22 protein-coding genes and 1 riboswitch are annotated in these 25,866 nt (G+C 52.0%); of the genes, 13 read left to right on the forward strand and 9 right to left on the reverse strand.

Annotated features, from left to right (window positions below; translation table 11 throughout):
- Positions 1-18 precede the first annotated feature (18 nt).
- From UNDYM_RS02420 to UNDYM_RS02445, 6 genes are all read left to right on the forward strand, one after another.
- Complete coding sequence (locus UNDYM_RS02420) at positions 19-561, forward strand: adenine phosphoribosyltransferase (protein ID WP_162039603.1); 543 nt, start codon at positions 19-21, stop codon at positions 559-561.
- Between the two features lie 23 nt (positions 562-584).
- Positions 585-1,037 (forward strand): GNAT family N-acetyltransferase, encoded by a 453-nt coding sequence (locus tag UNDYM_RS02425; protein WP_162039604.1) that lies wholly within the window; start codon positions 585-587, stop codon positions 1,035-1,037.
- A gap of 129 nt (positions 1,038-1,166) precedes the next feature.
- A riboswitch (S-adenosyl-L-homocysteine riboswitch) is annotated at positions 1,167-1,241 on the forward strand.
- 25 nt (positions 1,242-1,266) lie between these two features.
- Positions 1,267-2,697: an adenosylhomocysteinase gene (gene ahcY, locus UNDYM_RS02430; protein ID WP_162039605.1), complete on the forward strand. Its 1,431-nt coding sequence runs from the start codon at positions 1,267-1,269 to the stop codon at positions 2,695-2,697.
- A gap of 119 nt (positions 2,698-2,816) precedes the next feature.
- Positions 2,817-3,176 carry a phage holin family protein gene (locus UNDYM_RS02435; RefSeq protein ID WP_162039606.1) on the forward strand — a complete coding sequence of 120 codons (360 nt, stop codon included), beginning with the start codon at positions 2,817-2,819 and terminating at the stop codon, positions 3,174-3,176.
- The gene (gene metF / locus UNDYM_RS02440; protein ID WP_162039607.1) at positions 3,163-3,990 is read left to right on the forward strand and encodes a methylenetetrahydrofolate reductase [NAD(P)H]; all 828 of its coding nucleotides are present in this window, start codon (positions 3,163-3,165) and stop codon (positions 3,988-3,990) included. The genes UNDYM_RS02435 and metF overlap by 14 nt, the downstream gene beginning before the upstream one ends.
- 143 nt (positions 3,991-4,133) lie before the next feature.
- A complete protein-coding gene (locus UNDYM_RS02445; RefSeq protein ID WP_162039608.1) occupies positions 4,134-4,493 on the forward strand; it encodes a DUF3592 domain-containing protein in 360 nt (119 codons plus the stop codon).
- A 46-nt stretch (positions 4,494-4,539) separates the two neighbouring features.
- Here UNDYM_RS02445 and UNDYM_RS02450 read toward each other — a convergent pair whose 3' ends face one another.
- Positions 4,540-5,442, reverse strand: coding sequence for an AEC family transporter (locus UNDYM_RS02450; RefSeq protein ID WP_162039609.1), 903 nt, complete (start codon positions 5,440-5,442; stop codon positions 4,540-4,542).
- Between the two features lie 226 nt (positions 5,443-5,668).
- On the opposite strand from UNDYM_RS02450, the gene UNDYM_RS02455 reads away from it, so the two are divergent.
- Complete coding sequence (locus UNDYM_RS02455; protein WP_162039610.1) at positions 5,669-6,451, forward strand: MBL fold metallo-hydrolase; 783 nt, start codon at positions 5,669-5,671, stop codon at positions 6,449-6,451.
- Positions 6,452-6,457: 6 nt separating this feature from the next.
- Here UNDYM_RS02455 and UNDYM_RS02460 read toward each other — a convergent pair whose 3' ends face one another.
- Positions 6,458-6,937, reverse strand: coding sequence for an Lrp/AsnC family transcriptional regulator (locus UNDYM_RS02460; protein ID WP_162039611.1), 480 nt, complete (start codon positions 6,935-6,937; stop codon positions 6,458-6,460).
- Positions 6,938-7,116: 179 nt separating this feature from the next.
- On the opposite strand from UNDYM_RS02460, the gene metC reads away from it, so the two are divergent.
- Positions 7,117-8,343 (forward strand): cystathionine beta-lyase, encoded by a 1,227-nt coding sequence (gene metC / locus UNDYM_RS02465; protein WP_162039612.1) that lies wholly within the window; start codon positions 7,117-7,119, stop codon positions 8,341-8,343.
- Between the two features lie 45 nt (positions 8,344-8,388).
- Here metC and UNDYM_RS02470 read toward each other — a convergent pair whose 3' ends face one another.
- The 4 genes from UNDYM_RS02470 to UNDYM_RS02485 all read right to left on the reverse strand — a co-directional run bounded on the left by UNDYM_RS02470 (position 8,389) and on the right by UNDYM_RS02485 (position 15,048).
- Positions 8,389-8,892 (reverse strand): GIY-YIG nuclease family protein, encoded by a 504-nt coding sequence (locus UNDYM_RS02470; RefSeq protein WP_162039613.1) that lies wholly within the window; start codon positions 8,890-8,892, stop codon positions 8,389-8,391.
- 381 nt (positions 8,893-9,273) lie between these two features.
- A complete protein-coding gene (locus UNDYM_RS02475) occupies positions 9,274-11,532 on the reverse strand; it encodes a penicillin-binding protein 1A (protein WP_162039614.1) in 2,259 nt (752 codons plus the stop codon).
- A gap of 8 nt (positions 11,533-11,540) precedes the next feature.
- Positions 11,541-13,307 carry an ABC transporter ATP-binding protein gene (locus UNDYM_RS02480; RefSeq protein WP_370529476.1) on the reverse strand — a complete coding sequence of 589 codons (1,767 nt, stop codon included), beginning with the start codon at positions 13,305-13,307 and terminating at the stop codon, positions 11,541-11,543.
- Positions 13,297-15,048, reverse strand: coding sequence for an ABC transporter ATP-binding protein (locus tag UNDYM_RS02485; RefSeq protein ID WP_162039615.1), 1,752 nt, complete (start codon positions 15,046-15,048; stop codon positions 13,297-13,299). The genes UNDYM_RS02480 and UNDYM_RS02485 overlap by 11 nt, the downstream gene beginning before the upstream one ends.
- Positions 15,049-15,346: 298 nt before the next feature.
- Here UNDYM_RS02485 and UNDYM_RS02490 point away from each other — a divergent pair, with 298 nt between their 5' ends.
- The 5 genes from UNDYM_RS02490 to UNDYM_RS02510 all read left to right on the forward strand — a co-directional run bounded on the left by UNDYM_RS02490 (position 15,347) and on the right by UNDYM_RS02510 (position 20,435).
- Positions 15,347-15,817, forward strand: coding sequence for a hypothetical protein (locus UNDYM_RS02490; RefSeq protein ID WP_162039616.1), 471 nt, complete (start codon positions 15,347-15,349; stop codon positions 15,815-15,817).
- 121 nt (positions 15,818-15,938) lie between these two features.
- Complete coding sequence (locus UNDYM_RS02495) at positions 15,939-17,438, forward strand: SpoIIE family protein phosphatase (RefSeq protein ID WP_162039617.1); 1,500 nt, start codon at positions 15,939-15,941, stop codon at positions 17,436-17,438.
- 32 nt (positions 17,439-17,470) lie between these two features.
- Positions 17,471-17,839 (forward strand): STAS domain-containing protein, encoded by a 369-nt coding sequence (locus tag UNDYM_RS02500; protein WP_162039618.1) that lies wholly within the window; start codon positions 17,471-17,473, stop codon positions 17,837-17,839.
- 418 nt (positions 17,840-18,257) lie between these two features.
- A complete protein-coding gene (locus UNDYM_RS02505; protein ID WP_162039619.1) occupies positions 18,258-19,145 on the forward strand; it encodes an amino acid ABC transporter substrate-binding protein in 888 nt (295 codons plus the stop codon).
- Between the two features lie 447 nt (positions 19,146-19,592).
- Positions 19,593-20,435 carry an amino acid ABC transporter substrate-binding protein gene (locus UNDYM_RS02510; RefSeq protein WP_232063676.1) on the forward strand — a complete coding sequence of 281 codons (843 nt, stop codon included), beginning with the start codon at positions 19,593-19,595 and terminating at the stop codon, positions 20,433-20,435.
- Positions 20,436-20,494: 59 nt separating this feature from the next.
- Here the strand turns inward: UNDYM_RS02510 and UNDYM_RS02515 are convergent, their stop codons facing one another.
- The 3 genes from UNDYM_RS02515 to UNDYM_RS02525 form a co-directional block, all read right to left on the reverse strand.
- Positions 20,495-22,606, reverse strand: a complete 2,112-nt coding sequence (locus UNDYM_RS02515) for a prolyl oligopeptidase family protein (protein ID WP_162039621.1) — start codon at positions 22,604-22,606, stop codon at positions 20,495-20,497.
- 362 nt (positions 22,607-22,968) lie between these two features.
- The gene (locus UNDYM_RS02520; protein WP_232063677.1) at positions 22,969-25,071 is read right to left on the reverse strand and encodes a HAMP domain-containing sensor histidine kinase; all 2,103 of its coding nucleotides are present in this window, start codon (positions 25,069-25,071) and stop codon (positions 22,969-22,971) included.
- Positions 25,049-25,786: a response regulator transcription factor gene (locus UNDYM_RS02525; RefSeq protein ID WP_162039622.1), complete on the reverse strand. Its 738-nt coding sequence runs from the start codon at positions 25,784-25,786 to the stop codon at positions 25,049-25,051. Before UNDYM_RS02525 ends, UNDYM_RS02520 begins: the two co-directional genes overlap by 23 nt.
- Between the last annotated feature and the right edge of the window lie 80 nt (positions 25,787-25,866).

Raw genomic sequence — 25,866 nt, forward strand, 5'->3', positions numbered from 1 at the left:
ATTTGAAGGACATGCTTGATGTTAAATCCATCAGAGTACATTAAACAACATATACGCACGGTGGAAAACTGGCCACAAGCAGGCGTGATGTTCCGCGACATTACCCCCTTGTTGCAAAATCCTAAAGTATTCCGTGTGTTGATCGATATGTTTGTACATCGTTACATGGATGAAAAGCTCGACGTCGTGGCTGGCCTGGATGCACGCGGCTTCATCATAGGCTCAGTAGTCGCCTATGAACTGAACCTGGGTTTCGTACCTATCCGCAAGAAAGGCAAGCTGCCTTTCCATACCGTATCGGAGCAATATGAGCTTGAATATGGCAGCGCGACAGTGGAATTGCATTCCGATGCCTGCAAAAAAGGTGACCGCGTCGTCCTCATTGATGACCTGATTGCCACTGGTGGCACCATGATGGCAGGCAAGAAATTGCTGGAGCGTCTGGGCGCAACGGTAGTTGAAGGTGCTGTCATCGTTGATCTGCCTGAACTCGGTGGTTCTAAAATTATCAAGGACAGTGGCTTACCCTTGTTCACAGTCTGTAATTTCGACGGACATTGACAGGCTGGCAGGTACTCACTCGCATGCATGAGTTTCACATCGGCGCAGCAGACCCGGCCTTGCCCGAGGCGGTGGTTTTGCTGGATGAGCTTTCCGAACGTCTGGCTGCAATCACCGGCAGTAGCGGACGCTCATCCTTTGACCCAGAAGATGTGCGCGTGCCGGGTGCCTTGTTTGTGCTGGCATGTAATGTGGACGGCAAGGCAGTGGGCTGCGGAGCTTTTCGCCCTATGGGCGAAGGAGTAGCGGAGGTAAAGCGTATGTATGCTCAGGTTGCAGGCGCTGGCCTTGCCATATTGATGCATCTTGAGGCAGCTGCCAGGGAATATGGTTATCACAGACTGCGTCTGGAAACCCGCTTGGTCAACCAGCGAGCCGTTGCCTTTTATGAAAAACATGGCTACACACGGATTCCAAATTTTGGTAAATATGCTGGACGGCCAGAGGCTGTTTGCTTTGAGAAAATACTAAACTAATTCTATAAAAGTCTCACGATTGCTTAAATGCCAAATCCCTGCAAAGGGTGGTCAGTTTTCTTTTTAGGACTTATTCGTTACAAATAGCAAGAAATCTGCACAAAGCCCAGAGCTGCGCTATACTTCAAATCTTCCAAGGAGCGTTGCGACGAAAACGTTAAGTTTTTGCCAGGCTTGGGATATTCATAACTGCGCTCACGTTACTTTTTTCACTAGAAAGGAGGGCGTGATGAACGCCGTCGTAGCAAATACATCCACTACCAATACTTCTCAAGATTTTTTCGTTGCTGACCTGAGTCTGGCTGATTGGGGCCGTAAAGAAATCCGCATTGCTGAAACAGAAATGCCGGGCCTGATGGCTATCCGTGAAGAGTTCGCCGCTAGCCAGCCTTTGAAGGGTGCCCGTATCACCGGTTCCCTGCACATGACTATCCAGACTGCCGTGTTGATTGAAACACTGCTGGCCCTGGGTGCAGAAGTGCGCTGGGCATCCTGCAATATCTACTCCACACAAGATCATGCTGCTGCAGCGATTGCTGCTGGCGGCACACCAGTGTTCGCTTTCAAAGGCGAAAACCTGGATGAGTACTGGGATTTCACCCACCGTATTTTCGAATGGAAAGACGGCGGCTATTCCAACATGATTCTTGATGATGGCGGCGACGCGACATTGTTGCTGCATCTGGGTACTCGTGCTGAAACAGATATTTCTGTCTTGGCCAACCCAGGTTCAGAAGAAGAAATCTGCCTGTTCAATGCAATCAAAAAACACCTGGCGATTGATGGCACCTGGTACTCCAAACGCCTGGCAGAAATCAAGGGCGTGACAGAAGAAACCACGACAGGCGTACACCGCCTGTACCAGATGCACAAAGATGGCAAACTGGCTTTCCCTGCCATCAACGTCAATGACTCCGTCACCAAGTCCAAGTTCGACAACCTGTATGGCTGCCGTGAATCCCTGGTCGATGGCATCAAGCGTGCAACTGACGTCATGATCGCTGGCAAGGTCGCCGTTATCGCCGGTTACGGTGATGTAGGCAAGGGCTCTGCCCAAGCTATGCGTGCTTTGTCTGCTCAGGTATGGGTAACCGAAATCGATCCTATCTGCGCATTGCAGGCAGCGATGGAAGGCTACCGTGTCGTGACCATGGAATACGCTGCTGAACATGGTGACATTTTTGTGACAACGACAGGTAACTACCACGTCATCAGCCATGCGCACATGTTGAAGATGAAAGACCAGGCCATCGTTTGCAACATCGGTCACTTCGATAATGAAATCGACGTCGCTGCATTGAAGCAATACACCTGGGAAAACATCAAGCCACAAGTTGACCACGTGATTTTCCCTGACGGCAAACGCATCATCCTGCTGGCAGAAGGCCGCCTGGTGAACCTGGGTTGCGGTACAGGTCACCCATCCTATGTCATGAGTTCTTCTTTCGCTAACCAGACTATTGCGCAAATCGAATTGTTTGCCAATACAGCGAATTATCCAGTCGGCGTCTACACTTTGCCTAAACACCTGGATGAAAAAGTCGCGCGTCTGCAATTGAAAAAACTCAATGCACAACTGAGCGTGCTGACAGAAGAGCAGGCTGCCTATATCGGCGTGAGCCAAAACGGCCCTTACAAGCCAGATCACTACCGTTATTAATCCACGATAGCGCCTGTCCGGGTTTGCAGCTTGTAGTTTGAAGATTGCTGACTTGGGCAGGTGTGCAATGAAGCTGTATCTTGTGACTACAGCTTCATCTCTCTGCAACAGGAGCATGTATGCGTTTACTGGCAACCTGGTTGGTCAATGCGCTGGCTTTGCTGGCGATTCCTTATCTCATTTCGTCGGTGCAAATAGACACTTTTGGTACGGCACTGGTCGTGGCAGTCGTGCTGGGCCTGGTCAACACCATCATCCGCCCTATCGTATTGATACTGACCTTGCCTGCAACGGTATTGAGTCTGGGCCTGTTCATCTTCATCATTAATGGCTTGATGTTCTGGGGTGTGGCGAATATGGTGGATGGTTTCCATGTCACCGGCTTCTGGGCTGCAGTGGGTGGGGCATTGTTGTACAGCGTGATCTCCTGGGCACTCTCGACCTTATTGTTGCAAAATAAAAAAGATGAAGACGCCTAATTTCAGCATAGAATTTTTTCCGCCCAAGACGGCGGAAGGCACGGAAAAGCTGCGTGTCACACGGGCCAAACTGGCCGAACTTAATCCTAAATATTTCTCTGTCACTTTCGGTGCTGGCGGCACTACCCAGCAGGGTACGCTTGATACCGTGACCGAGATACGCCGCGAAGGCCATGATGCCGCGCCGCATCTTTCCTGCGTGGGTGGTACGCGTGAATCGATACGGGCTATCCTGAATGAATTCAAGGCCAATGATATCCGCCGCCTGGTCGCCTTGCGTGGCGACTTGCCCAGTGGTTATGGCATGGGCGGTGAATTCCGCTATGCCAATGAACTGGTCGAATTTATCCGTGCCGAGACTGGTGACTGGTTTCATATTGAAGTGGCGGCCTATCCTGAAATGCATCCACAGGCACGTTCACCGCAAGACGATCTGAACAGCTTCGTGCGCAAGATGAATGCTGGTGCGAATGCTGCAATCACCCAGTATTTTTACAATGCTGATGCCTACTTCCGTTTTGTTGAAGAAGCACGCAAGGCGGGCGTCACAGCACCTATTGTCGCAGGCATCATGCCTATCACCAATAGCACACAGTTACAGCGTTTCTCTGAAATGTGCGGCGCTGAAATCCCGCGCTGGATACGTTTGAAGCTCGCCAGCTATGGTGACGATACTGCGTCGATCAAAGCCTTTGGCCTTGATGTTGTGACCACCATGTGCGAGCGACTGCTCGCAGGTGGTGCGCCGGGCCTGCATTTCTATTCTTTGAACCAGGCAGCAGCGACGACAGCAATCTGGCAGCGATTGGTTTGATATAGCATCAGTCAGTGGCCTCCTCTAAGGGAATGGGTTTGTGAAGGTATGAATTTTGATTCTTTTCCTCAAGTTGCCTGCCTGCTGCTTGCGCTGTTTGGTTTGCTTGCTCTGGCGTTGGCCATGCGTGACCTTTGGGGAGCATGGCAAAGCAGGTCATGGCCTGCGACCGAGGGGAAATAGTACATTCCAAGGTACAGCGTTTTTCTCGACGCACAGGAAGTGAAGGTAATACCTGGACGTGGCGGATTCACTACGAATATGTCCTGAACGGAACCAGGCATAAAGGCTGGCGCGCATATTACGGTAGTGAACCAACGCTAGGTGTTGCCCGCAATATCGTGGCCAGGTTTCCTGCCGGAGCTGCAGTGAAAGTGTATTACTATCCAAAGCAGCCGGGCACTAGCGTGCTGATTCCCGGATTCAATCGTTATACCTACGGTGGCCTCATCCTGGCATTGTTGTTCTTTTCACTGATGGTGTGGCTGTGGCAATATCGTTAGCCACAGCTGGCAGTGCACAGAGTGCGTATCAATAACGTAGGCATAGCTAGCGCAGACCCAGCCACAAACCCAAAGGTACAAACAGTAGGGCAGCGGTATTCCCGAGCAAAACGATAGACGCGACCTTGTCTGGCTCCTGTTTGTATTGCTCTGCCACCATGAAGCAAAATACTGCCGGTGGCAATGCCGCAAACAGATACATCTGGCCGCGCTGGATGGCCGTCAGCGGCAAGATCACTTCCAGTATGCCGGCCACCAGCAAACCTGCCAGCGGGCAGACGATGGCGCCTGCCATGCCTATGCGCCAGCTCGCGAAATTGATATCCAGCATGCGCACGCCCAGCGCAAACAACATGATGGGGATGCAGGCATCCCCCGTCATCTTCAAAGCCAGGAATAAGGTAGGCTGCAGAGGGATATGCAAAATGGCAAACAGCATGCCTGCCGCCATGGCCAGCATCATGGGGCTCAGCAAAAAGCGCCAGGGATTATCCTGGTGATCGGGATGCCCATGCTGGATGATGCGTATGCCCACCGTGAAATACACAAGGTTGCAAGCCATGAACAGCGCCACTGCTGCCGACAGGCCGCTGGTACCAAAGGCCAGTGCTGCCAGCGGCAAACCCATATTGCCGCAATTGTTATACATCATCGGCGGCACAAAACTGCGCACGTCGTAACCCAGCATTCGTGCGACAGGCCAGGCCAGCAAACCAGAACCCAGGGCAATCAGGGCACCTGCCAGTATCAGCCACAGGTTGTGGGCAACATCAAAGTCCTTGCCCGCCAGTGCAGTGAAAATCAGCAAGGGACAGAGCACATCCATACTGATGCGGTTGACTGACACCATGTCCGCTGCAGCAGCAGGGCCCTTGCGCCTGGCATAGGCGTAACCCAGGCCTATGATAATAAATACAGGAAGGATGATGGACAGTATGCGTTCTATCATGCGTGCGCTTGGCTGAAAAATGGAGAAATGGGTTTACTTCTGTTCACAAGAGTCTAGCCGCTTTGCCAGCTTTGTGCTGTGGTAGCAAACACAGATGACAAGATTTCATGTGAACAGGATTAGCCAGCAGCCTTGGCTGCTCTTGATCCATTCTTGATCCACGTCAAGAGCCGCTTTGCCAGTTTTTCTACAATACCATTTCACATTTATGGCATGCGGGGCTCAATTGGCAATAGAACTTTTTAATGATGGCAAACACGTTTGCGTGATGTTCAATGATCTGTTGGACGATACTGCAGACCATGCCGTCCAGGCCAATCAGTTCCTTGTCGTATCAGAAGGTGAAGGTGCGCTGATCGATCCATCGGGTAATCTGACCTACAACGCGCTGCTGGTGAGTCTGCACAAATATCTGCCGAAAAAAGACCTCAAGTACCTGTTCGCATCGCATCAGGACCCGGACATCATAGGCGCACTCGACAAATGGCTCATGGGTACGAATTGCGATCTGTATGTATCCAAATTATGGTCGCGCTTTGTACCGCATTTCTGTAACCTGAATCGCTCCGAAGGGCGCATCGTCGGTATCCCCGATGAAGGCATGCCGGTGCGTTTGCGCGACACCATCATCCACGCCGTGCCTGCGCATTTCCTGCATGCTGAAGGTAATTTCCAGTTCTACGACAGCAAATCAAAAATCCTGTTTTCTGGTGACGTCGGTGCCTCCATGGTCGATGCGCATGACATAGAAACTGCGATCACGACCAGGGCGCAATTCCTTGATCACGTGCACACCATGAGCGGTTTTCACAAGCGCTATATGGTGTCGAGCAAGGTCTGCCGCCTGTGGGCAAACATGGTCAGGACCATGGATGTGGATATGCTGGTGCCCCAGCATGGCAGGTATTTCAAAGGCCGCGAAGCAATCACAGCATTCCTGGACTGGATAGAAAACCTGCAATGCGGCATTGATTTATTCACGCAGGAACATTACCGCTTCAGGGGCTGAGCAAACTCAGTTTTTACCGCTTTTCAGTACTGCATAATTCAATGGCAGGGCCGTGGTGTTCTTGATGACTTCCATCACAAAGCTGGAGCTGACATCCTGCAGGTCAGCTACCTTCACCAGCTTTTTATATACCTGATCAAAGCCTGCCATGTCGGGCACATAGACTTTCAATAAGTAGTCGATGTCGCCACTCATGCGCAGGATTTCGACGATCTCAGGTATCGCCCCAACACCTGCAATAAAACGTTGCATCCACTTCTCATTATGCTGGGCCGCCTTCAGCGCCACCATGACCGTCAAACCGAGGTTCAGCTTGACAGGGTCACACAGCGTGACTTGCTGTCTGATGACACCATCCTCCTGCAGCTTTTGCACACGGCGCCAGCATGGCGTGACGGACAAGTGCACGGCCTGAGCCAGATCGGCCAGTGCAATGGAAGCATCTTTCTGCAAGATATTCAGTATTTCTAGATCAATTTTGTCCATATATTCTAATTTATAGGAAATTTTTCTAAAAATAGCATAAATCCTTGAATAATTTGGTAAAAAATTCTTATTGGCTGTTGCTAGGATATGTCTTGTACCACCCTGAGGTGATCATGGTCTTTACCGATACGCATCAGGGTAGCAATCAGTTAATGCACAGAATGAACAAAGGAATCACCATGAATGTCGTCGAGCCAATATTACAAACCGCCACCCGCCTGACCCACGCCGGTCGCAAGGGCAAGGACCATGCAGCGTTTGTGAATCCTTCCATAGTACGTGCTTCGACCATGCTGTTTCCTGATGTCGCCTCCCTCAAGAATGCCTGTGGCACACGCCGCGCCTATGGCCGTCACGGCAATGAAACCACACAGGCACTGGAACAGGCCCTGTGCGCGGCAGAAGGCGCTGCTGCCTGCATGCTGACACCGTCTGGCCTGTCAGCCGTTACCACCACTTTGCTCGCCCTGTTGCAACCTGGCGACCATTTGCTGATGGTCGATACCGTGTATGACCCTACCCGTCTGTTCTGTGACGGCATGCTCAAGCAGATGGGCGTCACCACGACTTATTACGACCCGCTGGTGGGCCGTGGCATTGCCGATCTCATGCAATTCAATACCAAGGTGATCTTTGTTGAGTCGCCAGGCTCCCTGACGTTTGAAATACAGGACATTCCCGGCATTGCCGCTGCTGCCCACTCGCGTGGCGCAGTCGTCGTGTCTGACTCTACCTGGGCCACGCCCATAGGCTGGGATTCATTTGAGCTGGGCATCGATGTCTCCATCCATGCAGCGACCAAATACATCGTCGGCCATTCTGATGCGCTGATGGGGGCGATTTTGACGACGGCAGCGCTGGAAGAGCGCATCCGCAATACTTATCGCCAGCTAGGCCTGACTATAGGTGCAGATGATGCAGCGCTGGCCTTGCGCGGTTTGCGCACGCTGGCACCACGTCTGGCAGCGCACAGAGAAAGCGCACACGTCGTCGCTCGCTGGTTGAAAGAACAGCCAGAGGTGGCCGAGGTCTTGTACCCGCCCATGCCAGGCAGCCCTGGCCATGAATTGTGGAAGCGTGATTTCAAAGCAGAATATGCCTGCGGCCTGATGGGGGCAGTGTTCCGTGCTGACATCACAGAACAGCAAGTCGCTGCCTTGATAGACCGCACCCGCCTGTTTGGCATCGGTTTTAGCTGGGGTGGTTTTGAGAGCCTGATCTTGCCGACCAACCCGGCTTCTTACCGCAGTGTGAATGCCGCCAAATGGCAGGCACCGATGTTGCGCCTGCATGTGGGGCTGGAAGCGGTACAAGACTTATTGGCCGACCTTGATCAAGGCTTTGCCGCCTTGCGCAAGGGCCAGGAAACCGGGCGTGAGCGCAATTATCTGAAGGCGGTTGTGTAACTGAAATACAGAGCTGAAATACAGAGCTGAATACCGCTCACCAGTTCAGCTATTCACCCAGGCGATCGCTTTCTTGAGTATGCCTGAAGGTGGCGGGGTAAAGGCCTCAGCATTGCTGGTGCTGGGTTCGTCGGGTTCGAGGTGACGCATCATCGAGAGCGTGTGTTGCTGGCGTATCAGGCCCTGGCGGTTGATGGTGGCAATGATGTTGGCGATTTTACCGGCGGCGACGTCGAGATCGAATTCATAGAATTCATCCCCACGTTTGCCGCGGCGTTCATGCTGGAACAGTTTCAGGATTTCATCAAGGGCCTGGCCGCAATCCTTGGTATGCAGTTCAAATGCGCATTCATACTGGCCGGGTATCAGTTGTTGCTGGTCACGGTTGAGTTCCATGGCTTTGGAGACACCAGAGCGGCGGGTAGCGCCGATCTTGTACAGACCCTGGCGCAAGCCATCGTTTTGCAAAATGTAGATAGTACCTGGCGTGCCATGCATGAATTGTGGTTCGCGTGGCAAAGACCTTTGTGGGCGGTAGGTAGTAGTCATCTCTTAACCAGACATTTTGTAAAGGGATGCTGAAGAGTCTACAAAACTTGTCTGGTATTCAAGACAGGGAATAAAGGGGTGCTTTGCACTCTGTTTATAGCTTAGAAATTCGGAACAGAAGTTTGACACTGCTGATTTACCACCATCCTGTTTTGCTTCCCGCACAGGATTTCTTGCCCGCTGGCAGTTGCAGCGGGCTTTTTTTTCTCGCTGTTACCAGTATCTGGCCTATTTTTGACCTGCTTCTGATCCACTGTCATGCGCCTGTCATGTCCAGCCACTACCATGCGGCAGTCCTGAAAAGTTTTACCTCCAAAGGTCGGGATACTTGCCCGCAGAGTTATCTGCGGGCTTTTTCTTGGGGCTGGTGATCTATACGGGCTACTGTGCTGTTGTCATTGCTGGCGCTGTTGCCGCCGGAGCATCGCCCATATCCAGCGTGCGTACCCCGGCACCGTTCAGGAATTCATTAAACATCCAGTCACCCTCGGCATTGCTGATGCCTTCAGGCACGGCACGCGCGGTTTCAGGCTTGCCAGCCAGCGCCACGCGCATGGTGTCTATCCAGATAGGCAGGGCCAGGGTAGAACCAAACTCGCGGCCGCCGAGGCTTTTGGGATCGTCATAACCCATCCAGGCCACAGCCACCACATTGCCTGCATAACCGGCAAACCAGCCATCGACAGCATCACTGGTAGTGCCGGTTTTGCCTGCCAGGTCACGACGCCCCAGTTTTGCGGTAGCACTGGCACCGGTGCCGCTGCGTACCACCTCACGCAACATCTGGTCAGTGATATAGGCATTGCGGGCGTCGATGACGCGTGACTCTTCCTGCGCCTTGGCTGGGGGCTTATTTTCAAACAGCACGACACCCTTGCCATCCACCACCTTGCTGATCAGCCAGGGGTTGACCGAGTAGCCGCCGTTGGCGAATACCGCATAGGCTGATGCCAGTTGCAAGGGCGTCACAGAACCGGTACCCAGGGCCATGGTCAGGTTGGCAGGGTGCTTGTCCTTGTCAAAGCCAAAGCGTGGCAACCAGGCCTTGGCCTGTTCCACACCAATGGCTTTCAATATGCGCACCGACACCACGTTCTTGGATTGTGCCAGCGCCGTGCGCATGGTGATGGGGCCGTCATATTTACCGTCATCATTACGCGGGTCCCAGCGCAGATTGCTGTCCGATGTCTCGGATAGTTGCACGTCATTGATCAGGGTGCCAGGGTAAAAGCCTTTTTCCAGTGCGGCTGAATAAATGAAGGGCTTGATGCTCGACCCAGGCTGACGCCAGGCACTGGTCACATGATTGAATTTCTTGCGGTTGTAATCAAAACCGCCGACCATCGCACGGAAAGAGCCGTCATCCGCATTCAGCGCCACATAAGAACCTTCGACTTCAGGTATCTGCGTAATCGCCCAGCGTTTTTTTGCGTCCTGCATTACGCGGATGACAGAGCCAGGGCGTATCTTGATGCCAGCCTTGGCTTTTTCTGTCAACGCTGCTGCGGCAAAGCGCAAGCCTTCACCGGTGATTTCTATGCTGTCGCCAGATTGCAGTTCAGCCTTGACGATCTTGCCGGAGGCCTCGGTCACCACCGCTGCCAATACCTTGTCATTGTCAGGATGTTTGCGCAAGATCTGGTCTATCGCATCGTCACGTTCATCTTCATCTGCTGGTAAGTCTATATGGGCTTCAGGGCCGTCATAACCATGGCGCTGGTCATAAGCCATGATGTTGCGCCGCACGGCTTCATAAGCGGCATCCTGCTCGGCCTTGTTGATGGTGGTATAGACCCTGATACCCTTGGTATAGGTATCTTCCTTGTATTGCGCATAGATACTCTGGCGTACCATCTCGGCCACGTAGTCAGCATGGGCATCAAATTGCTGGCCTTTGATGACCTTGATGTCTTCCTTGGCGGCTGCTTCCATCTGGGCTTCGGTGATGAAACCATTCCTGACCATGCTCTTCAAGACCAGCAACTGTCTTTGCTTGGTTTTTTCAAAATTCACGGCGGGGTTATGCCGCACCGGGTTTTGCGGTACACCCGCCAGCATGGCGGCTTCTGCCAGCGTCAGTTGATCAAGTGATTTGCCAAAGTAGGTTTTTGCGGCACTGGAAAAACCATGGCTGCGTTTGCCCAGGAAAATCTGGTTCATGTACAGTTCCAGAATCTGGTCTTTCGTCAGTGCGTCTTCGATGCGGTAAGTCAGCAAAATTTCTTTCATTTTGCGTTCTACTGATTTTTCATTGGTCAGGAAGAAGTTGCGTGCCACCTGCATGGTGATGGTGGATGCACCCTGATGAAAACCACCGCGCAAGTCCGCCAATATGGCGCGCCCGGCACCGATGAAGGAGATACCACCATGCTCATAAAAACGCGCATCTTCTATCGACAGCAGCGCATTTTTCATGACCGCCGGGATTTGCTTGATCGGTACAAAGTCGCGGTGTTCTTCACCAAATTCGCCGATCAGGGCATTGTCGGCGGTGTAAATGCGCAGCGGGATTTTTGGGCGGTAATCGGTTACTGCTTCCAGAGTAGGCAAACCCGGGGCCACCACAAAAAATATAAAGGCCAGGCTTGCCAGCGCCAGGGTTACGGCAACACTGATGCCGAACACTATCCATTTCTTCATGCTATTCCTTATTCTTCCAGGGTTTGCAGCAAATACAGGCGCTGGTATATGCCCTGATCCACCTGCATTAATTCTTGATGATTACCTTGCTCTGCCAGCTTGCCGTGGTTTAGCACGATGATGCTGTCGGCATCACGTATGGTAGAGAGCCTGTGGGCAATCGCGATGATACTGACCTTGCCGCGCAGTTCTGTTAGCGCGGTTTGTACTACCTGTTCGGTTTCACTGTCGATATGCGAAGTCGCTTCATCCAGGAACAGGATGCGCGGCTTGCCAGCCAGCGCGCGTGCAATTGCCAGCAATTGTTTTTGGCCCGTAGAGAGCCGTGCGCCACCTTCACCCAGTGGTGTGTCGTAGCCATTTTCCAGTTGCAAAATAAAATCATGGACATGTGCAGCCTTGGCCGCAGCGATGATATCTGTCTCGCTGATGTCACGCCCCATGGCGATGTTTTCTCGCGCATTGGCTGCCAGCAAAAATGGTTCTTGCGGCACCAGCCCGACCTTCTCGCGGAAGTGTGCATCCGTGATGCTAGCCAGCGGCTGGCCATCGACTTCCATGCGGCCAGACTGTGGCGTATAAAAACGCAGCAAGAGACTTAGTAGAGTGGATTTGCCACTGCCGGTATGGCCGACGATGCCATAAAAACTGCCCGCCGGGATATCCAGGCTAAAGTCATGCAAGACTGGCCGCGCAGGGTCATAACCAAAATTCACTTTGTCCAGCGTCAGATGGCCATCAGTAATACGCGCATCGCTGCTGGCCTGTACATGCTGGTGTTCATTGAGCAGTGTGTTGACACGCGCAGCAGACACCACGGCCTGCTGTATCTGGCCAAATTGCAGGGTGATCTGTATCAAGGGTTCGACCACGCGGGCGATGTAGCTGACAAAGGCATACAGCACACCTATTTCCACACCAGAAAAACTGCGCTGGCTGAAAGTGAAAATCACCACTACCAGCAACAGCGAATTCATCAGGTCCAGCGCCGGGCGCAACAGCCAGGCATTGGCACGCAATTCATCCAGCCTGGCGGCGTAATGCAATTGATTGGTTTTTGCAAAGCGCTCACCAAAGCGGCGCTCGGCATTGCTGGCTTGCAGCGTGCTCATGCCATTGATGCTCTCTGCGACCTGGGCATTGATCTCACTGCGCAACTGGCGCGCCTTGCTGACGGCTGGTGCACTCCAGCGCTGGTAAAACCAGACGATGATGATGACCGCTGGTATCAGCATCAGCACAATCAGCATCAAACGCCATTCCAGCAAGGCCATCGCAGTCAGGGCACCGAGAACGACGATGGAACTGTCGAGCATGACGAACAGCACCTGCACATACAGGTTCTTGACAGACTCGGTGTCATTCGTCACACGGCTCACCAGTTGCCCGGTAATCGCCTTGTCAAAGAAAGCCATGCGCAGGCGCAGCACATGTCCATACACTTGTTCACGCAAGCGCCGTACTGAGCGCATGGCCACACCAGCCAGCCGCGTCAGTTGCAGGTAGCGTAGCCAGGTCGCGCCCCAGCCTGTCAGTACATAAGTTGCCAGCAGGGCCATGACCATGCCCATGTCCATCTGGTGAGGCAACAGGTAACGGTCTATGAAAGCCTTGCCCAAGAAGGGGCCGACAGCTTCCAGCGCGGCGGCGATCATTAAAAAGAAGACGCCCAGCCAGACATGGCGTTTTTCATCGCGGGCTGCGTGTAGCAGCAAATGCACTGCCTGTTTTTTTTCTGACATGGCAGCGGGTAATTTTTTCGTATCAGGCTGCATCCAGGCTTGCTTCCAATTGTTGATAACGCCATTGCGTTGCATACCAGCCATTCAAATCCAGCAAGGCCTGGTGATTGCCCTGTTCTATAATTTTGCCTTCGCGCAAAACCAGGATGTGATTGGCTTCCAGTACCGCACTCAAACGATGGCTGACGATGACAGCACTGCGTTCAGGATGTTCCTGTCGCAGCTCTGCCAGATGTTGCAGGATATGCGTTTCTGTTTGCGTATCGACTGCCGACAAGGCATCGTCGAGTAATAATAAGGGGCTGGCCGTCAACAGGGCGCGGGCAATGGCTACGCGCTGTTTCTGGCCACCAGACAGGGTGACGCCACGCTCGCCTACCAGCGTGTCATAGCCATGTGGGAAGCGCTGGATATCATCATCCACCGATGCCAGTTGCGCGGCCTTAATCACCTCGGCACGGCTGGCTGCTGGGTTGCTGAGCGAGATATTGTCAGCAATCGATGCCGAGAATAAAAATGGTTCCTGCGCCACCCAGTTGATGGACAGGCGCAAGGCTTGCAATTTGTAGTCTGCCAGCGCGTGACCACCCCATTGCACCAGGCCTTGTTCAGCCTCGATCTGGCGCAGCAGCAGGCGCACCACGCTGGATTTGCCTGAGCCGGTAGGGCCAACTATGCCCAGGGTTTGTCCGGGTGCGATGCGCAGGCAGATGTCTTGTAAGGCTGGCTTGGTCTGGCCCGGATAGGCAAAGCTGACATTCTCCACGACCAAGTCACCGCTTGGTGGCGTATCCAGCTTGCCCTCATCATTGACGCTGAGTTCCTGCGTCAAGACCGGTTCCAGCCGCGCCCAGGCGGCCTTGCCGCGTTCCAGCAGCGACAATACCCAGCCAGCAGCAAACATAGGCCAGATCAATTGGCCCAGATACATGGAAAAGCTGGTCAAGGCACCGATGCTCATTTCACCATGCCAGACCAGGTAACCACCGACACCCAGCGTCAGCGCACCAGCCGCAGTCAGACTTAGGCCCACTGCCGGTTCATAAGCTGCTTCCCAGCGTTGTGCATTCAGGCTGGCCACCGCAGCGTTTTCTGCCAGTTCGGCAAACTGCGCGGCGCTACGCTGTTCCAGACCCAGGGCGCGCAGGGTGCGCACGCCTGACAAGGTTTCCTGCACCTGGTCATTGAGTTTGCTGAAACGGTCGAGAGAATCGCGTGAAGCGTCCTGTATATGATGGGTGATGTGCTTGAAGGCCCATGCCATGAAAGGGAAGGGCAGCAGAGCCGCCAGTGCCAGTCGCCAGTCCACGCCCAGCAGCATCATGCCTATCACCAGGGCAAAGGTCATGCTGCCATCAAAACCGGCGAGGGCGGCTTCGCCTGCGGCCAGTTCTATGGCGTCCGCATCATTGGTGCCCAGTGCCATCAGGTCGCCAGTTCTTTGCTGCTGGAAGAAACGCGAACCCTGCACACTCAGACGCTCATACAAACGGGTACGCAATTGCATGCCCAGTTGATAAGATGCGGTAAACAATTGCGTGCGCCAGCCCACCCGCAGGAAATAGATAGCCAGGCCCATGCCCAGCAACCAGGACAGTTCCCACATCAGGGCTGTGTTGTCAAAGCGTCCCGCCACCATGCCATCGATAATCATGCCGACACGACGTGGTATCAAGACCGTCATGACGGCAACGGCAAACAGCATCAGGCCAGCGCTGGTGTACTGGCGCCAGTGCTGACGGATAAATTGTGCTAGAAGCTGGTACAGACTCATGGAAGGTTCAGACCAGTAAGACAGGAAATGGTTGCATGCATCAAATGCAAGTCCTCGATTGATGGCAAAGCGAGAAATGATACAGTATCCTCAGACTTTGGCCTTGTTCACCCGTATCCGGCAGACTTTCGTATAGACATATAGTGTGATTAAATTAAGAGCATTCCAGTTCACCAGTATTACTTACCGCCTGGTTTTTGCCTGCCTGATGGCGGCGGTAGTGATTTATGGTGGTTCTTACTACCAGATGCGTTCCTTGTTGCAGCAAGTCATGACGGGCTGGGTTAAGCAGATAGCAATGTCCAAACTCGATGCCATTGCGGCAAAACACCAATCCAGCCTGCACTTGATCGCTGAGCAAGCCAGCCGCCTGGTGCAAATGGATGAGCGCCTTTATCTTGTCGATCATAATGATCTTAAAGTAATGTTGCCGGTCTCTCCTTACGTCAGCAAAATTGCTATCTCTTCCGGCACTAAAGCTAAGGATCAAAGCTTTGGCTGGCAAGTTGACATCAAAGGACAGTCCTGGCAAAGCACAGCGGCCGATGATGAATTGTTGAAATCCTGCAATGTTGTTAATGGCCAGCATTACTGGTCCAGGCACATCCGCACTCAGGGGCTGGTTTTTTGCACAGGATGGTTTATGCAGGGACAAACAATGCAAAGCATTGCCATACTGATCAATATGCCCCCCTGTTGCAAGACCTGCAAAGCAATTTACACCTGGTTGATGAGGTCGATCATAGCGTGCAAGGTCATCCTTATGTAAAAAACCAGTTGACGGGCAATTTCATGCTGGGATCTGAATTTATTCCCAAAGATATATCTACGCGGTCCGCTGAGGGTACTGGAGAGGGGGCGGCATACATTTCAAGAGGCAACTGCAGGATATGCCGCTGGTGTATGGCTTCTATTTCCCCGAAGCAGAGTTCCAGGCTTATCTTGGTAAATATTTCATGATAGTTATTTTTTCCATGGGCAAGGACATGCTGCTGATGTGCATCGCCATTGCCCTGGTATCACGGCAGACTACCAGGTCCTTACGCAGTCTCAGCAAAAGCACGGAAGAAATTGCCCAGGGTAATCTGGATACTGAACTTACCAAAATACCCAGGAGCGATGAGGTAGGACGTCTCTCACGTTCATTCAGGCGCATGCGTGATTCTCTGAAGTTGCACATACTGGAATTGCAGGAGGCTACAGCGGCCAGACAGCGCATGGAAAGTGAACTCGCCATCGCAGCCCAGATACAGCAAGCCATGTTACCCAGCGCAGAAGCTGCCATCGATCCGCGCTACAGCGTGAGCACTTTACTGCAACCGGCCAGGGTAGTTGGCGGTGACCTGTATGATTTTTTCCATGTGGCCGATGAGCGCATCTGCATGGTGATAGGGGATGTTGCCAACAAGGGGGTGCCCGCAGCCCTGTTCATGGCGCGCACCCTGAGCCTGATGCGTACACTGGCACACCAGAGCAGTTCGCCAGCCGCCTTGTTGTTTGCCGTGAACCGCGAACTGGCGCACAACAATCCTGAATGCCGTTTTGTCACCATGTTCTTTGCCATGCTGGACCTGAAAAGTGGTGTATTGCAGTACGCCAGCGCAGGTCATGATGCGCCGCTACTGTTACGTGATGGCCAGGTCAGCAAACTGGTGCTGGAAACCGGGCCGGCACTGGGGCTGGAAGAGGAGGCCAGTTTCCCGCAGTTTGAAATTCGCCTGCTTGCTCATGACATTGTTGTCATGTATACCGACGGCATCACCGAAGCCAGGAACCAGGACAATGAAGAATTCTCAGAAGCCCGATTACAGACTACAATTAGCCGAAAGGCACCGGCATTTGCAGCAGACATTATTCGTTGTGTGACACTGGCGCATCAGCAGTTCATAGCGCAGGCCCCGCAGTTTGACGACTTGACATTACTAAGTATGCAATTTCATCCTGAAGCCAAACGACGCAAACCAGCTTTTGCTGACTGGCAGATCAGCCTTAATGGTCAGCCGCTGGTCTATGATCAGGTCAGGCCCTGCCTGGCAGGTTTGCTGCAGGCACAGCAGGTGAGCGAGGACGTGGTTGATGACTTGCAGTTGATTACTGAAGAAGTATTGGTGAATGTACTCAAACATGGTGCAACTGACCAGGACCCGGCATCCATACGGCTGGACGTGCATTTGCAGGAGTCTGCGGTTGTACTCGACGTGATTGATAATTCTCATGCCTATAATCCCCTGGATGGCGTCAATGAGCCCGACCTGGAAGTGGATTTTGCCGACCGCCCCGAAGGTGGCCTTGGCCTGTATCTGGTGAGTGCCCTGGCAGACCAGATTGACTACCACTATGCGCACGGACAGAATAATTTGCACATACGTAAATTTCTCGTCAAACCCTGAGCACCTGCACTACAAATAACAGAGGACAAACAGTGTTAGAAATTTCCATTGATGAAACGCAATTGCCAACAGCCACCATAGATTTGTCAGGCAGTCTCGATTCCAGCACTGCGGCTGATCTGGAACAGTTTTTTACCAGCAGTGTCAGTGAAGAAGTCAAGGTATTGGTCATGCGCATGCAAGACTTGAACTTCATTTCCAGTGAGGGTTTAAGGGTGCTGGCCAAGATACGCAAAACCATGCGCAGTCATGGCGGCGCAACTTATTTTGTGAATCTCAGTCGGCAGGTACAAAAAGTATTTGAAATCGTCCGTGCCGCACCCCTGAGCGAAATTTTTACCAGCACCGCTGAACTTGACGCTTACCTGGCCGAGATGCAACGCAAGGCCGTTGATGACTAGTAACAGCTTATACCTGCTATGCCTGGCTCCGTCTGGCTATGCATGCCGCGTTTGAGACCGGTGATTTGTTTGATGGAACCTGAAAACCAAAGTTTTCATGATCATTTTGCATCTGAAGTATCTGAACTGTACTTGATATTTTTTTTATATCGTCAGCTCACTAGTGGACTGTTACAGTTCACTAGAGGTTTACTTCTCCCTCAAGGCGCTCAGTCCGCTATATAATCTGCCCCCTCACTGTTGAAACTCCCACGCTTGTTGCAAAATATCCCGGGCTGAATTGCATAGCCCCTCTGTATTACCTATACTCAGGCAATAGCTGCAAATTGTAGTTATGCGCTGCCTGAACATCTTTGCAACAGCTTCCACTTACATGTCTCGATAAATTTTGTCCTTTTTAAGAGCATAAGGAAACCAAATGAACTTGCGCTGTATTCTTCAGGCTGGCGTTTTTGCGTCTGCCGCTATTCTTTCCCAGTTGTCCTCTGCTGACACGCTGGACCGTATCAAAAAAAGCCAGACCGTCAATATCGCGTATCGCGAGTCTGCCCTGCCTTTCTCTTATCTGTCTGATAGCAAGGCACCAGTCGGCTACACGATCGACATCTGCAAAAAAATGGTTGATGCGCTTAAAAAAGAATTGAAATTACCACAACTGAAAATCAATTTTTTGCCTGTCACCGCAGATAACCGCATAGAGGCCTTGACATCCGGCAAGGCAGATATGGAATGTGGTTCAACCAGCAATACTGCAGACCGCAGGAAAGTAGTTGATTTTACGATACCGCATTTCTTTTCCACCCTGCGCATGATGGTCAAAACCAGTTCAGGCATCAAGAACTGGACAGATTTGAAGGGCAAGAAAGTCGTCTTCACCAAAGGCACTTCTACTGACAAATTCATACTCGAGCGTGACAAGGTACGCGCCCTGAACATGAAGCTGGTAGAAGGTAAAGACCACAGCGATTCTTTTAACATGCTGGAAACCAACCAGGTCGATGCCTTTGCCCAGGATGAAGCTCTCCTGTTTGGCCTGAAAGCCAAGGCCAAGGACCCATCCAAACTGACCATCGTTGGTGACCCACTGGCTTCTGAAGCCTATGCAATCATGCTGCCCAAAGGTGATGCCGCATTCAAGAAATTCATTGATGCTGAAATGGCACGCCAGATGACCGATGGAGAAATCACCAAGCTGCACGAAAAATGGTTCACCAAACCGATACAGCCCAACAACATGAACCTGGCCTGGCCCATGGGTGCACTGTTGAAGGAAACCATACGTTTTCCTTCAGATAAAGTGAATTAAGCTGCTTATTGCTTATTGCTTATTGCTTATTGCTTATTGCTTATTTTGCTACCTCTATTTTGTGCTCACCAACCTGGGATATTTGCCCGGGTTTTTGATTGATATTGCTCAAATGCGTGAGCGTAATCAGGCGCTGAATTATGACATTAAGCAAAATGCATAAATTTTCGATTGTTGTTGTGTAGAAATATTCCTATAATCCTCGCCTGCGGTGTTTTTGTCGCAACTGATATCGGGTTCACTTTGGTCTGGCAAGTATCGCGCAGTATTTATCCTTCAGCGCGACAGCATCTGACGATGCTATTGAAGTAGCATCGCTCCTCATTTCCTTGCCCTGATTTCTCCGTCTAAATCAGTTCTTTATCATCCCCACTACTTCAACCGGGTCAAGGAAGTCGCATGAAATTTCGTCGCTTTATCAAAGCAAGTTTAATTCTTTCAAGTTGTATGCTGGCACAGTTATCCTCTGCAGCCGATACACTTGAGCGTATCAAAAAAACCAATACGATCAACATCGCATTCAGGGAAACCTCACTCCCGTTCTCTTATCTGTCAGAGAATAAAACACCTATCGGTTACTCGATTGATATCTGCGCCAAATTTGTCGATGCGATCAAAAAAGAATTAAAACTACCGCAGTTGAAGATCAATTACATCCCCGTTACATCAGATACGCGTATGGAGGCGATGACCTCAGGCAAGGCAGATATTGAGTGTGGTTCTACCGCCAATAATGCAGAACGACGTACTAAAGTAAACTACACGCTGCCACATTTTTTCGCCACGATACGCATGATGGTCTTTGCTGATTCCAGCATCAAGAACTGGCAGGATTTGAAAGATAAAAAAGTAGTCGTGACCAAGGGCACTTCCACAGATAAATATTTGCTGGAAAGGGATAAAGTGCGCTCCCTGAATATGAAGATGGTGGAGAGCAAAGATCATACTGAATCTGTCAGCATGCTGGAAAACAAGCAAGTCGATGCATTTGCCCAGCATGATGCAATCCTGGCTGGTTTCAAGGCCAGGTCCAGGCTGCGCGATAAACTGGTCATCGTCGGTGACCCACTGTCTTCAGAAGCCTATGCAATGATGCTGCCCAAGGGCGATGCCGCTTTCAAGAAGCTAATTGATATGGAAATGGTGCGCATGATGACAGATGGTGAGCTGACCAGACTCTATGAGAAATGGTTTACAAAACCGGTACAGCCGAATGGCGTGAACATGACCTTGCCCATGAGCGTCCTGTTGCGTGAAACCATACGCTTCCCGTCGGACAAAGTCGATTAAGCGAAAAAAAAGCAGCCGCACTGGCTGCTTTTTTCATCGTACCTGACTCAATTAATTAATTAATGCACCTGCACCGCATCATTGTCACGCTTGAGCATATTCCACAAGAAAGTATAAACAATGGCGTCCATGTCGGCACGTTGTGCATTGTTGGCCGCACCGCCGTGGCCGCCTTCTATATTTTCGTAATACCAGACATTCTTGTGACCCTGCTCCATCATTCTGGCTGCCATTTTGCGCGCATGGCCGGGGTGTACGCGGTCATCCTTGGTGGAGGTAATAAACAGCACATTAGGATAAGTCACACCTGCCTTGACGTTCTGGTAGGGCGAATATTTGGAGATGTAATCCCACTCGGCAGGCACGTCCGGGTTGCCATATTCACCCATCCATGATGCACCGGCCAGCAACTGGTTAAAGCGGCGCATGTCGAGCAAAGGCACGCGGCTGACAATCGCATTGAACAAGTCAGGGCGCTGGGTCAGGGCGACACCAGCCAGCAGGCCGCCGTTACTGCCACCCATGGCACCCAGGTGTTTAGGGCTGGTGATCTTGCTGGCAATCAGGTCTTCTGCCACAGCAGCAAAGTCATCATAGGCACGCTGACGGTTTTCTTTCAAGGCCAGTTGATGCCAGCGCGGGCCAAACTCACCACCACCACGGATATTGGCAACGACATAGACGCCACCTTTTTCCAGCCAGCTCTTGCCCAGACCACCGGAATACGAAGGCGTCATGGGAATCTCGAAGCCGCCGTAACCATACAGCAGGGTAGGATTATTGCTGTCGAATTTCACATCCTTGCGACGCACGATAAAGTAAGGCACCTTGGTACCATCTTTGGATGTCGTGAATTTTTGCGTGGTTTCATAGGCACTTGCATCGAAGAAGCTTGGTGCCGACTTCAGCAATTCACGCTTGTCATTGCCCGCATGGGCCATCATGTAAACACTCGGTGTCAGGTAATCAGAATAGCCGAGCAGGTAATCATCAGAATTTTCAGCATCCACCGCAGTCACAGTAATGGCACCCAGAGTAGGCAGAGTGACCTGACGCGCTGACCATTTACCGCCACTGAATTTCCATTCTTTCAGGCTGCTCTTGACGTTATCCAGGGTTTGCAACAGCAGATGATTTTTCGTAATGGCAGCACCGGTGTATGACGTGGTATCGCTGGGTTCAAATAATACGGTGAATTCACGATTGCCTTTCATGAAGGCATCAAAGTCGATGGCCAGTACACTGCCTGACGCATATGTCTTGCCACCAACTGTCCATGCTTCACGTGGGGTGATTACCGCCTGTTTGTCAAAGAAATACAGATTGCTCTTGGCCGGGATATCCAGCTTGCTCAGCTTGTCGCCTTCTTTCAGATATTGTTCTGATGTGTAGAAGGTGATCTGGCGACCCACCAGTTCCCTGTGTATGCCTTTATGGTCACTGGAATTGGCACCTACGGCCATATCGGTTTTCTGGCCTTCAAACAGGGTCTTGGCTGCAGATAATTCCGTGCCGCGTTTCCATTCCTTGACGACGCGTGCATAGCCGGAATCTGTCAGCGTTCCGGCACCAAAGTCGGTAGCGACAAACAGGGTGTCTTTATTGACCCAGTCCAGGCTCATTTTTGCTTCTGGCAGGCTGAAGCCGCCTTTGACGAAAGACTTGCTGGCAAGATCAAATTCACGTGTGACCACCGCATCTGAACCGCCACGCGAGAGCTCAATCAGGCAACGGTCATAGACTGGTTCACGGCATACGCTGGCTTTATATACCCAGCTCTCATTTTCTGCCTTGGCCAGTGCATCAACGTCGAGCACCACTTCCCATTTCGGTTGGGCTTTCTTGTATTCTTCCAGCGTAGTCTTACGCCATACACCGCGCGGGTGTTCTGCGTCCATCCAGTAGTTATACACGGCGTCACCCATTTTGCGTATGGAGGGGATGCGGTCTTTGGAATTGAGCACAACCTGCAAATCAGCTTTCAGTTTATTGAAGCCTGCATCATTGTCCAGCTTGCTGCGGGTGACCTTGTTCTGGTCCTTGACCCAGCTCAGGGCCTTGTCACCGGTGACATCTTCCAGCCACTGGTGTTTGTCTTCTGCCTGTGCCAGCACCAGGTTGCTTGCACCTGCCATGCACAATGCAGCGATCAGTTTTAATTGTGGTTTCATTGCTTTCCTTGTTGTTGGTCAGGCCGTCTCAGCCTGGTATTTTTCTCACAGTCGGCTCTTGGCTATATAGATAGCCAATAATTAGCCAATAATTGACCCCGCGAGCAGGCGTTAGGTTCAGCGCGCCCGTCAAGGATTCTAAAGCCATGCTTTCCGATAGTGCGATGTGATTTGTGTGATGATACAAAACTAAGTTTTGCTTTTTGGATAAAAACTGTTGAAGTCGTCAGATTGATGTTTTTTTAATAATTTATTGAAAATAATATAGACTGGTGCATCGCTTGATTTACCATGCCCCAGCTACATCATTCCGCCATGCTCCTGGCTGGAATCCAGTGACCTATTTTTGTCTCTCCAGAGGTTTACGGATTTCCTCGTTGCAAAGTGAGGACAAAACTCACGCCCTGATCCACATTCTGCACATTGATAGTCCCGCCCATCTTCGCCATATACGTCTTGGCCACAAACAGACCCTGGCCACGGTTGCCATTTGCGCCCGAGTCATGTTGGTCCGATACGCCGTACTCAAAAATCTTGTCGATCAAATCTTCGGCAATATGCGGGCCATCATTGTGGATAGTAATAGTCACGGCAGTTTCACTATCTTGTAACTTTATACTAATAGAACTATCAGTCTTGCGATAACGCTGAGCATTGCGCAAGACGTGGGTCACCACATCTTCCAGCGAATATTCATCTGCCTTGACCATGATGACTTCATCCGGCCCTTCGTAAACCACATCCGGTATGCCTACCATGGGGGCATTGTCGGCGACGTTTTTAAGGAACAGGCTGATGTCAATTTCACTGACCTGCAAGACGGTAGATTGAAATGCCTCGCTCGGTGATGCACTGCCATACAGCACACGTATGGCCTGCTGCATGCGGCTGATGTAGCGGTTGCTCTGGTTATCTGCCGTGCCATGCAAGGCCATCAGGGACTGCAGCGGTGACATGATCTCATGGCCGACTGCATGCCACATCTCTTTTTCTTGTTCAGTGCGTATGGTTTCGCGTTCCACGTCTTCCTTTACGCGGCGCAGCAAGTCATGCAGGCAACTGGCCAGCACGCCGAGTTCATCCGGACTGCGCAAATCGCTGACATCAAACTGCTCAAGCTCACCCGCACCCTTCATGGTCTTTGACAATGACACGGCGCGCTTAGTCAGCAGGGTGATGCGCCGTATGATACTGACCTCGATCAAGAGCCAGGCCAGCGTCAGCGCCAGCAACATCGCGCCGACGAACCAGGACACGCGGCTGGCAACCACGCTGAGACTCTTGCTGACACTGCGCACATCACCCTTGAGCAAGACCTCATAATTGGCCAGCGGCGTGCTGATGGTTTCGCGGCTTTCGAGCGGGACATCGTATTCATCGACAGGCAGGCGGCGTATCAGGCGGGTGATGATATTCCATGATTCATCGCTTTGTTCAACGATACCGGTCAGGTTGATCAGATCATCCTTGCTGTCTTTACTGTCTTGAGCATCGCGTTTGCGTATGCGCAGGGTTTCGCCAGGCAAGAGGTTGTCTTGTAAATCCTTGAGGGAGAATGGGGTTGCCGTCGGCGTGCTCTTGCTGTCGAGCAGCGCAGTGTCAGAGTCAGGTGGCAGCACGGCGATGCTGACTTCCATCTGGTCCAGGTCCTGTGGCGGCCAGACCGGGCGTTTCTTTTCAAACAGGGCTTCCTGCAAGACCGGTATCGGCAGGCGCAGTGAGAAGAAGGTATTCTTTTGGCAGTCAGTATCCTTGTCGTCCAGGTCAGCCTGGTTGCACACGGCTTTTTGCCAGGCCCAGCCACGGAAGTCTTTTACCGGGCGCGCATTCGGCCTGTTGGCTTCGCTTTCATTAAAGCCAGTCCAGCGCCCGCGCACGCCTTGGTTTTGTCTCGCTGGCGCAATCTCTTCTTCAAACGGCGCTATCCAGCGATAAGTCTGGCCGCGCAGACTAACACTGACCTTCAGTCTATGCGCTTGCTCCAGGCTTTCATTGCCGCGCTTGTGTGACACCAGCTGGCTGCTATTGAAATTACCCGCTATATAGATAAAGCCACCCGCCCAAGGGTTATTGCCTATGCCGCTGCAGAGTGCGCCTTCATTACCATATTGCACCAGGCAACCAGACATGGCGATGGCTTGCTGTACCTTGTTCTGGTCATCAAAATCAATCGCAGAATACGGCAGCAACAGCGGGCGCAGGGATGCGCGCTTGGTGTCAGCTGGGGGATTCAGCAGCGCCAGTTGCCCGGCAGGATGGCGCAGGGTGGCGGATATCTGCAAACGGGTTTTATTGAAATTGCTTTGGTAATTGTTATAGCTGAGTTGTTTTTCCTGCTGCAGGACAGACAGCGCCAGGCCCCCGGTTGCCAGCGCCAGCAATAAGAAAACGCCACGGAATAAAATCCGCAGCCGGTAAGTCGCCAGCAAAAACTTGCCCATCTCAGCTTCTGCCCGCGTCGTCATCCACCCATCTGAAACCGCGCATGGGGACGTTTTCTATACATTCAAAGTCAGCATCAATCTCGCGGAAGGCATCGCGTATGGTCGAGACATGCTTGCGTATATTGTCACGGTTGCGACCGCTCTTGACGACTTCATACAGGTCTTCATACGACACCACCTGGCCACGGCGGGCAAACAGGGCGGCCAGTATGCGTTGTGCCGTCAGTGGCAGGTTGATGCGCTGGCCGCGCCAGATGGGGGTGCGCTGGCGCAAGGGGTCCATGCTGAGCTGGTCGGCAGCGGGGCTTTTTGCGGCTTCTTTATAGGCTGCACTCTGGCTCTCTTTATGCTGCTTGCGCTCTTTCACCGAGCGCAGCATTTCCAGAAAGGTTTCTATGAAATCGGCTTCTTCAAAGGTCGCTTTTTGCAGGTAATCCCAGGCATCCAGCGCCTTCATGATGCTGCGGTAGATGGTGGCTGGCATCGCTGACACCACCAGCACCGGTGTTGCATGCTGCTTGTTGATGGCATTGATGATGGCAACCCCGGCATGGCGTTCGCGCCCCAGTTCTATATCGAGCACCACCAGGTCATAGTTTTCGCGCGCGATGGCGGCTTCGGCATCGTCACGGCTGAACCACTGGTCTATCTGTATGCCCGGCTTTGCTGCTTCTATCCAGGTTTTTAACTGGTTACTGGTGGGCAGATCGTCTTCGATGACAGCTACTTTGACCACGGTTTTCTCCTGCAATGTATTCAATAACCGCAGTATCCACGCTTTCGCCGTAAATGTCATAAAGCCGCTGTGAGTTTTTC

The sequence above is a fragment of the Undibacterium sp. YM2 genome (assembly GCF_009937975.1).
Classification (GTDB): domain Bacteria; phylum Pseudomonadota; class Gammaproteobacteria; order Burkholderiales; family Burkholderiaceae_D; genus Undibacterium.